Source organism: Kitasatospora sp. NPDC058444, assembly GCF_042721415.1.
Classification (GTDB): Bacteria; Actinomycetota; Actinomycetes; order Streptomycetales; family Streptomycetaceae; genus Kitasatospora.
Genome location: NZ_JBHXLL010000005.1, coordinates 21,309 through 28,639 on the forward strand (window position 1 = coordinate 21,309; position 7,331 = coordinate 28,639).

A 7,331-nucleotide genomic window follows, 5' to 3' on the forward strand; every position below is an offset into this window, starting at 1 on the left:
ATGCCGGTCCCCGCGGGCCGGCCCCACAGTTAGGGGTGCCGGTCCTGGGGTTCCGGACGGGACCCCGGCTCCTCGCCGGGGATTCCCGCCGGGCCCTCGGGCCGGTCCGGCGGATCCTCGCCGGACGGGCCCGCGCCGGGTCAGCGGTTCTTGCGCTGGAACGAACGCACCGACAGCGGCACGAAGACCACCAGCAGTCCCACCGACCACAGCACCGTCGCGGCCACCGGGTGGTCCACCGGCCAGGCGTGCGAGCCGGCCGCCGCCGTCCCCGGGTTGCCGAACAGCTCGCGGCAGGCGGCGGTCAGGGCGCTGAGCGGGTTCCACTCGGCGATGAACCGCAGCCAGCCGGGCAGCCCGTCGGTCGGGACGAAGGCGTTCGACAGCACGGTCACCGGCATCACCAGCAGCGTGAGCTGCTGGGCCATCTGCTCGTTGGGCACCTTCAGACCGAAGAAGCAGCCGACCCAGCTGAGCGCGTAGCGCATCAGCACCAGCAGTCCGAAGCCGGCCAGGGCGTTCAGCAGCCCGTCGGAGGCGCGCCAGCCGACGAGCAGACCGGCCACCGCCATGATGGCGATGCTGAGCAGGCCGCCGACCAGGTCGGAGGCGGTGTGCCCGAAGGGGACGGCGACCCGCGACATCGGCATCGAGCGGAACCGGTTCATCAGTCCGCGCGAGACGTCGCCGGCGACCCGCTCGATCACCGCCACCACCGAGCTGGCCGTCACCATGGCGAACAGCCCCGGCATCAGGAAGGCGCGGTAGTCACCGCCGCCCGGCACCTGGATCGCGCTGCCGAAGACGTAGCCGAAGAGCAGCACCATCACGGCGGGGAAGATCAGGGCGGCGATCAGCGAGCCGGGCTCCTGGCGCAGCCGGCTGAACTCGCGCCCGACGAGGACGAAACCGTCCGCCAGGGCCCAGCGCAGGCGGGTCACCGGGTTCCGGCGGGCATCGGGGGTGCTCTGGACGGTCATCAGGCATGGTCCTTGAGTCGGTCGTCGGCTCGGGCGCCGGCCGGGGCGTCGCCGTCGGTTCCGGTGTCGGCCGAGGCGTCGGTGTCGTTGTCGGCCGGGGCCGAGCGGTCGGTGAGGCGCAGGAACACCTCGTCGAGGGTGGGGCGGCGCAGGCTGACGTCGGCGACCGCGACCCCCGCCCGGTCCAGCTCCCGGACGAGCTCGGCGACCCGCACGCCGCCGTCCGCGGACGGCACGCTCAGGCTGTTCTCACCGGTCTCGGTCGGCTCGGCCCCGGCCAGCCGGTGCAGCACGGCGGCGGCCTGCGACAGCAGCCCCGGGTCCTCGACGACCACGTCGAAGCGGTCGCCGATCATCGACTTGAGCCGGTCGGGAGTTCCCTCGGCGATCACCCGGCCGCCGTCCACCACCGCGATGTCGTCGGCCAGTTGGTCGGCCTCGTCCAGGTACTGGGTGGTGAGCAGCACGGTGGTGCCGTCGGCGACGAGCTCGCGCACGCAGTCCCAGATCTCGCCGCGGCTGCGCGGGTCGAGGCCGGTGGTCGGCTCGTCCAGGAAGAGCACCTGGGGGCGCACGATCAGGCTGGCGACGAGGTCGAGCCGGCGGCGCATGCCGCCGGAGTAGCCGCGCACCTGCCGGTCGGCCGCCTCCACCAGGTCGAAGCGCTCCAGGAGTTCGTCGGCCCGCTGGATCACCTGCCGACGGGGCAGGTGGTGGAGGCGGCCGAACATCCGCAGGTTGCCGCGGCCGGTCAGCTTCTCGTCCACCGCGGCGTACTGTCCGGTCAGGCCGATCACCGAACGCACCCGGTCGGCCTGGCGGACCACGTCCAGCCCGGCGATCCGGGCGTGCCCGGCGTCCGGGTCCATCAGGGTCGAGAGGATGTTCACCGCGGTGGTCTTGCCGGCGCCGTTGGGGCCGAGCACCCCGCAGACCGTCCCGGCCGGGACGGCGAGGTCGAGCCCGCGTAGGGCGTGGACCTCACCGAAGTGCTTGTGCAGTCCTTCGGCGAGGACGATCGGTTCCGCCATGATGTCTCCACTGGGTGTGCCGTGTGCGCGGGTCGCGCCGTACACGGTCGTGGTCCGGTCGCGGCCGACCCGCGGTGCGGAGCCGTTCGCCGACGCCGGGTCAGCTCGCCGACAGCGGGAACTCCCGCAGGCCGCGAATGATGAAGGAGCCCCGCCGGCGCACCGGCCCGGCCTGCCGCAGCCCGGGCATCCGGGAGATGAGGGTCCGGTAGGCCACCTCGGCCTCGAACCTGGCCAGCGGCGCGCCGAGGCAGTAGTGGATGCCGGCCGAGAACGCCAGGGTGTCGTTGCGGCTGGTCCGGGTGATGTCGAAGCGGGCCGGGTCGGGGTAGACGTTCGGGTCCCGGTTGGCCCCGGCGGCCACGATCGCCAGCTCGCCGTCGACGGGCAGGACGACCCCGCCCAGCTCGACCGGCTCGTGGGCGATCCGCCGGTAGGTCTGCACCGGCGGGTCGTGGCGCAGCGTCTCGTTGACCACGCCCTGGGCCAGGTCCGGGTTCTCGGCCACCATCCGCCACTGCTCGGGGTGGCGCAGCAGCGCCAGGATGCCGTTGCCGATCAGGTTGACGGTGGTCTCGGTGCCGGCCAGCGGCAGGAACATGCACAGCGGCAGCAGTTCGTCCATGCCGAGGCTGCCCTCGTCGACCAGCGGCAGCATCCGGCTGATCATGTCCTCGCGTGGCTCGACCCGGCGCTGCTCGACGATCCGGGTGAACAGCTCGGTCATCCCGGCGATGGCGGCGTCCACGCTGCGCGCCTTCTCGTAGGTGACCACGCCGTCCAGCAGCGGGACGATCTCCCGGCTGAGGTGGTGGAAGTGCTCCCGGTCCTCCTCGGGGATGCCGACCAGGTCGCCGATCACCGCGGTCGGCAGGTGGTGGGCGAAGGCGGTCATCAGGTCGAACCGGTCGCCCTCGGCCAGGATGTCGTCGATCAGGCGGTGGCAGATCTCCTCGGCCCGGCCGCGCCAGCGCTCGACGATGCGCGGGTTGAGCGTGGGCATGGTCATCCGGCGCAGCCGGGTGTGGTGCGGCGGGTCGAGGCCGAGCATGGAGTTGTCGAAGTTCATGAACTCCGGCACCTTCTCGCCGTCCGCCTTGCGCACGCCGAAGCGCTTGTCCCGCAGCACCTGGTTGGCGAGCTCGTGATCGGTGGTGACCCAGGTGCCCAGCGGGCTGCGGTAGATCCGGCCCCGCGCCCGGATCTCCTCGTACGCGGGGTAGGGGTTGTCGGGCGCGCTCAGCACCTTGGCGTAGGGATCGCCCTGGGCGGCGAGCTTGCGCACCAGGTCGTGGAAGAAGCGCATCTGCGCCCGGAGTTGCCGCTCACTCGACTCCATCGTCCTGTGCCCCTTCAGCCTCCGCGGATGGGGCCGAGCGTGGCACGGCGGCGAAGGGGCCGACACCCCTATCCGTGGCCCGGGGAGGCGAAATAGGGGCCGGGGTCCGGGGGTCCGCGCGGAGCGCCGGGACGGCCGGTGGCGGTGCGGGAGGGCCGGGTGTCAACCGTTCGATCGCGGGAAGTTCCACCGTACGGATATCACCGGGTCGATCCGGGCGGAGCGGTGCGGGCCGGACACTGGTGGGACCTCGGAGAACGGAGACCAAGACGGTGCCAGCGATCGTCGTTTCGAACCTGCGGATGCAGTACGGCCAGAAGGTCGTCGTGGACGACATCTCCTTCGAGGTGCGGGAGGGGGAGATCTTCGGCATCCTCGGCCCCAACGGCGCCGGGAAGACCACGACGGTGGAGTGCATCGCCGGGCTGCGCAAGCCGTCCGGCGGCAGCATCTCGGTGCACGGGCTGGACCCGCAGCACGACGGCGCCAAGCTGCGCCACATCCTCGGCATGCAGCTCCAGAAGAGCGAGATGCCGGACAAGCTCCGGGTCGCCGAGGCGATGGAGCTGTACGCCTCCTTCTACGAGGACCACGCGGACTGGCGGGAGCTGCTCGCCGAGCTGAACCTGCTGGACAAGCTGGACAGTCCGTTCGCCAGCCTCTCCGGCGGCCAGAAGCAGCGGCTGTCCATCGCGCTGGCGCTGGTCGGCAACCCGAAGGTCGCCGTGCTGGACGAGCTGACCACCGGTCTGGACCCGGCGGCCCGGCGGGACACCTGGGAGCTGATCGAGCAGGTCCGCGCCCGGGGCATCACCGTCGTCCTGGTCACCCACTTCATGGAGGAGGCCGAGCGGCTCTGCGACCGGCTGGCCCTGATCGACGGCGGCAAGATCGTCGCGCTGGACTCCCCCGCCGGTCTGGTGGCCGGGGTGGGCGCCGAGCAGAAGGTGCGCTTCCGCCCGACCTCCCCGCTCGACGACGCCATCCTGACCTCGCTGCCCGAGGTGACCTCGGTGCAGCGGCACGGCTCCCAGGTGGAGGTCACCGGCACCGGCAACCTGGTGTACGCCGTCACCTCGGCGCTCGCCCGCAACCAGATCGTCGCGGCCGACCTGCGCGCGGAGCTGGCCAGTCTGGAGGACGCGTTCCTCGCCCTGACCGGCCGCCGGTTCGACCACCCCTCCCATTGATCCCCGGCCCCGTAGCAAGCCCCTGACCCCTAGAAGGAGACCCCCCGTGCGGGCGATGAACCGGCTGACGGCCGTGGAGTTCAAGCTCTTCCTGCGAGACCCGGCCGCGTACTTCTGGACGCTGCTCTTCCCGGTCGCCCTGGTGGTGATCATCGGCAGCATCCCGTCCTCCCGCGAGTTCAAGGCCGACCTCGGCCAGCGCGTCATCGACTCCTACACGCCCGTCACGGTGGTGCTGGCCTTCGCGATGACCGGCCTGTTCATCACCCCGACCTACCTGGTGGGCTACCGGGAGAAGGGCATCCTGCGCCGGCTGTCGACCACGCCGGTGGGCCCGGCCCGGGTGCTGGTCGCCCAGTTGGTGGTGCAGATCACCGTGGCGATCGCCACCACCGTCCTGGTGCTCGCGACCGCCCGCCTGCTGTGGGACGTCAAACTGCCGGACAACCCGGTCGGCTTCGTGCTCACCTTCCTGCTCTCGGCCACCGCGGTGCTGTCCATCGGGCTGTTCGTGGCCTCGGTGCTCAAGACCACCAAGGCCGCCACCGGCGCCGGCAGCATGCTGTTCTTCCCGCTGATGTTCTTCGCGGGCCTGTACGTGCCGCGCGACCAGATGCCCGCCGCGGTCAACCGGATCGGTGACTTCACCCCGCTCGGCGCCTCCGTCCAGGCCTTCGGCGACGTGGCCAAGGGTCATCTGCCGGGCACCACGGCGCTGTTGGTGCTCGTCGGCTACACGGTGGTCTTCGGGGTCGCGGCGGCGCGCCTCTTCCGCTGGGAGTAGGCATAGGCTGGAGTTCCGTGATCACGGGCGGTCGCGGAACGGCGGGGCGGCGGAACGGCGGGGAGCCGGGAGCCGGGGAGCCGGAGAGCAGCGGGGGTCGAGGAGCAGCACCATGAAGAGCGACGAACCGATCGACCTCCGCCGCTTCCTCACCCCCCTGCCGATCGTGCTGCTGAGCGTGGCCACCCTGCTGTGCGTCGTGCAGCCCGAGGAGGGCGCGGCCACCGCGCGCGCCACCGTCCTCCCGCTGGTCGTGGTGACCGCCGCGTGGACGCTGGCGATGTACACCCTGCGCTCGCCGCGGTGGACCGGCCGCACCGGCCCGATGCTGACCTACGTGGCGGGCCAGCAGGTGCTGGCCGCGCTGCTGATGACGCAGCACCCGATCTTCTTCGTGTTCGCCGTGATCGGGTTCGTCCAGGCCTACGACCTGCTCCCGCCGCAGTGGGCCTTCGTCAGCGTCGGCGCCACCTCGCTGATCGTCAACCTGATCCCCGGCGGGGTGCCGGACACCTCGAAGCGGATCGCCATCGCGGCCGCCTCGGTCTTCCTCCAGACCTGCCTGATCGGCCTGTTCGGCAACCTGTCGCACCGCTTCAACGAGCGCAGCGAGGAACGCCGGCGGCTGGTGGCCGAGTTGCAGACGGTGATCGCCGAGAACAACGGGCTGCACGCCCAACTGCTGATCCAGGCCCGGGAGGCGGGCATCCAGGACGAGCGGCAGCGGATGGCCCGGGAGATCCACGACACCATCGCCCAGGGGCTGGCCGGCATCATCACCCAGCTCCAGGCCGCCGACCAGGCCCGGCCGCGGCCCGAGCAGCGCGAGTGGCACCTCGAACAGGCCCGGGTGCTGGCGCGGGAGAGCCTCACCGCGGCCCGGCGCTCGGTGGCCGCGCTGCGTCCGGTGGAGCTGGAGGAGGCGCAGCTGCCGAACGCGATCCAGGACCTCGCCCGGCGCTGGTCGGCCCGCGAGGGCGTCCCGGCCTGCGTGGAGACCACCGGCGATCCCCTCCCGCTGCTGACGGAGATCGAGATCGCGCTGTTCCGCGTCGCCCAGGAGACGCTGGCGAACGCGGCGAAGCACGCCGCGGCCAGTAAGGTCAGGCTGACTATTTCCTACCTGGAGGACACGGTCATGCTGGACGTGCACGACGACGGGGTCGGCTTCACCGTGACCGACCTCGACGGGCCGCCGCCCGTCGACGGCGAGGGCGGCTACGGGCTGGACGGCCTGCGCCGGCGGCTCGACCGGGTGCTCGGGACGCTGACCGTGGAGAGCGCGCCCGGCTCGGGCACCGCCGTCAACGCGAGCGTGCCCGCGATCCGCCGGGGCGGCGACGCATGAGCGCCCCGGCCTCCCCCGTCCGGCTGCTGATCGTGGACGACCACCCGATCGTCCGGGACGGCCTGCGCGGCGCGTTCGCCAACAGCCCCGAGTTCGAGGTGGTCGGCGAGGCCGGCAACGGCGCCGAGGCGCTCGACCTGGTCGCCGAGCTGAAGCCCGGCCTGGTGCTGATGGACCTGCGGATGCCGGTGATGGACGGCGTCACCGCGATCCAGCGGCTGAGCGAGAGCGCGCCCGAGGTGCGGGTGCTGGTGCTGACCACCTTCGACACCGACAACGACGTGCTGCCCGCGATCGAGGCGGGCGCCACCGGCTACCTGCTCAAGGACGCGCCCACCGAGGAGCTGCTGCGGGCGGCCCGGGTGGCGGCGCGGGGCGACGCGATGCTCTCCCCCACCATCACCAAGCGGCTGATGGACCGGGTGCGCCGGCCCAGCCTCGGCGTGCTGAGCGCCCGCGAACTGGAGGTGATGCGGCTGGTCGCCCACGGCTCCTCCAACAAGGAGGTGGCCGGCAAGCTCTTCATCACCGAGGCCAGCGTCAAGACGCACCTGCTGCGGATCTACGACAAGCTCGGGGTGCGCGACCGGGCGGGCGCGGTCGGCGAGGCGTTCCGGCGCGGTCTGGTGACCTGAGCCGGAACGCCCCCGCCGACCCCG

At 72.1% G+C, this 7,331-nt stretch carries 7 protein-coding genes; 4 read left to right on the forward strand and 3 right to left on the reverse strand.

Going from position 1 to position 7,331, the window contains the following annotated elements:
- Positions 1–140 precede the first annotated feature (140 nt).
- The 3 genes from ACFWP2_RS07950 to ACFWP2_RS07960 form a co-directional block, all read right to left on the reverse strand.
- A complete protein-coding gene (locus ACFWP2_RS07950; RefSeq protein ID WP_380449401.1) occupies positions 141–980 on the reverse strand; it encodes an ABC transporter permease in 840 nt (279 codons plus the stop codon).
- Positions 980–2,011: an ATP-binding cassette domain-containing protein gene (locus ACFWP2_RS07955; protein WP_380449402.1), complete on the reverse strand. Its 1,032-nt coding sequence runs from the start codon at positions 2,009–2,011 to the stop codon at positions 980–982. The genes ACFWP2_RS07950 and ACFWP2_RS07955 overlap by 1 nt, the downstream gene beginning before the upstream one ends.
- Positions 2,012–2,111: 100 nt before the next feature.
- Complete coding sequence (locus ACFWP2_RS07960) at positions 2,112–3,350, reverse strand: cytochrome P450 (protein ID WP_380449403.1); 1,239 nt, start codon at positions 3,348–3,350, stop codon at positions 2,112–2,114.
- Positions 3,351–3,622: 272 nt separating this feature from the next.
- Between ACFWP2_RS07960 and ACFWP2_RS07965 the strand changes: the two genes are divergently transcribed.
- The 4 genes from ACFWP2_RS07965 (at position 3,623) to ACFWP2_RS07980 (ending at position 7,307) form a co-directional block, all read left to right on the forward strand.
- Positions 3,623–4,540 (forward strand): ABC transporter ATP-binding protein, encoded by a 918-nt coding sequence (locus ACFWP2_RS07965; RefSeq protein ID WP_380449404.1) that lies wholly within the window; start codon positions 3,623–3,625, stop codon positions 4,538–4,540.
- A gap of 55 nt (positions 4,541–4,595) precedes the next feature.
- Positions 4,596–5,324, forward strand: a complete 729-nt coding sequence (locus tag ACFWP2_RS07970; protein ID WP_380449595.1) for an ABC transporter permease — start codon at positions 4,596–4,598, stop codon at positions 5,322–5,324.
- A 112-nt stretch (positions 5,325–5,436) separates the two neighbouring features.
- Positions 5,437–6,672 (forward strand): sensor histidine kinase, encoded by a 1,236-nt coding sequence (locus tag ACFWP2_RS07975; RefSeq protein WP_380449405.1) that lies wholly within the window; start codon positions 5,437–5,439, stop codon positions 6,670–6,672.
- Positions 6,669–7,307: a response regulator gene (locus ACFWP2_RS07980; RefSeq protein WP_380449406.1), complete on the forward strand. Its 639-nt coding sequence runs from the start codon at positions 6,669–6,671 to the stop codon at positions 7,305–7,307. The genes ACFWP2_RS07975 and ACFWP2_RS07980 overlap by 4 nt, the downstream gene beginning before the upstream one ends.
- Positions 7,308–7,331 lie beyond the last annotated feature (24 nt).

Bases quoted from the DNA above. Each gene is read 5' to 3' on its own strand.
- ACFWP2_RS07950 (WP_380449401.1), bottom strand. From the start codon at position 980: ATGACCGTCCAGAGCACCCCCGATGCCCGCCGGAACCCGGTGACCCGC.
- ACFWP2_RS07955 (WP_380449402.1), bottom strand. From the start codon at position 2,011: ATGGCGGAACCGATCGTCCTCGCCGAAGGACTGCACAAGCACTTCGGT.
- ACFWP2_RS07960 (WP_380449403.1), bottom strand. From the start codon at position 3,350: ATGGAGTCGAGTGAGCGGCAACTCCGGGCGCAGATGCGCTTCTTCCAC.
- ACFWP2_RS07970 (WP_380449595.1), top strand. From the start codon at position 4,596: ATGAACCGGCTGACGGCCGTGGAGTTCAAGCTCTTCCTGCGAGACCCG.
- ACFWP2_RS07975 (WP_380449405.1), top strand. From the start codon at position 5,437: ATGAAGAGCGACGAACCGATCGACCTCCGCCGCTTCCTCACCCCCCTG.
- ACFWP2_RS07980 (WP_380449406.1), top strand. From the start codon at position 6,669: ATGAGCGCCCCGGCCTCCCCCGTCCGGCTGCTGATCGTGGACGACCAC.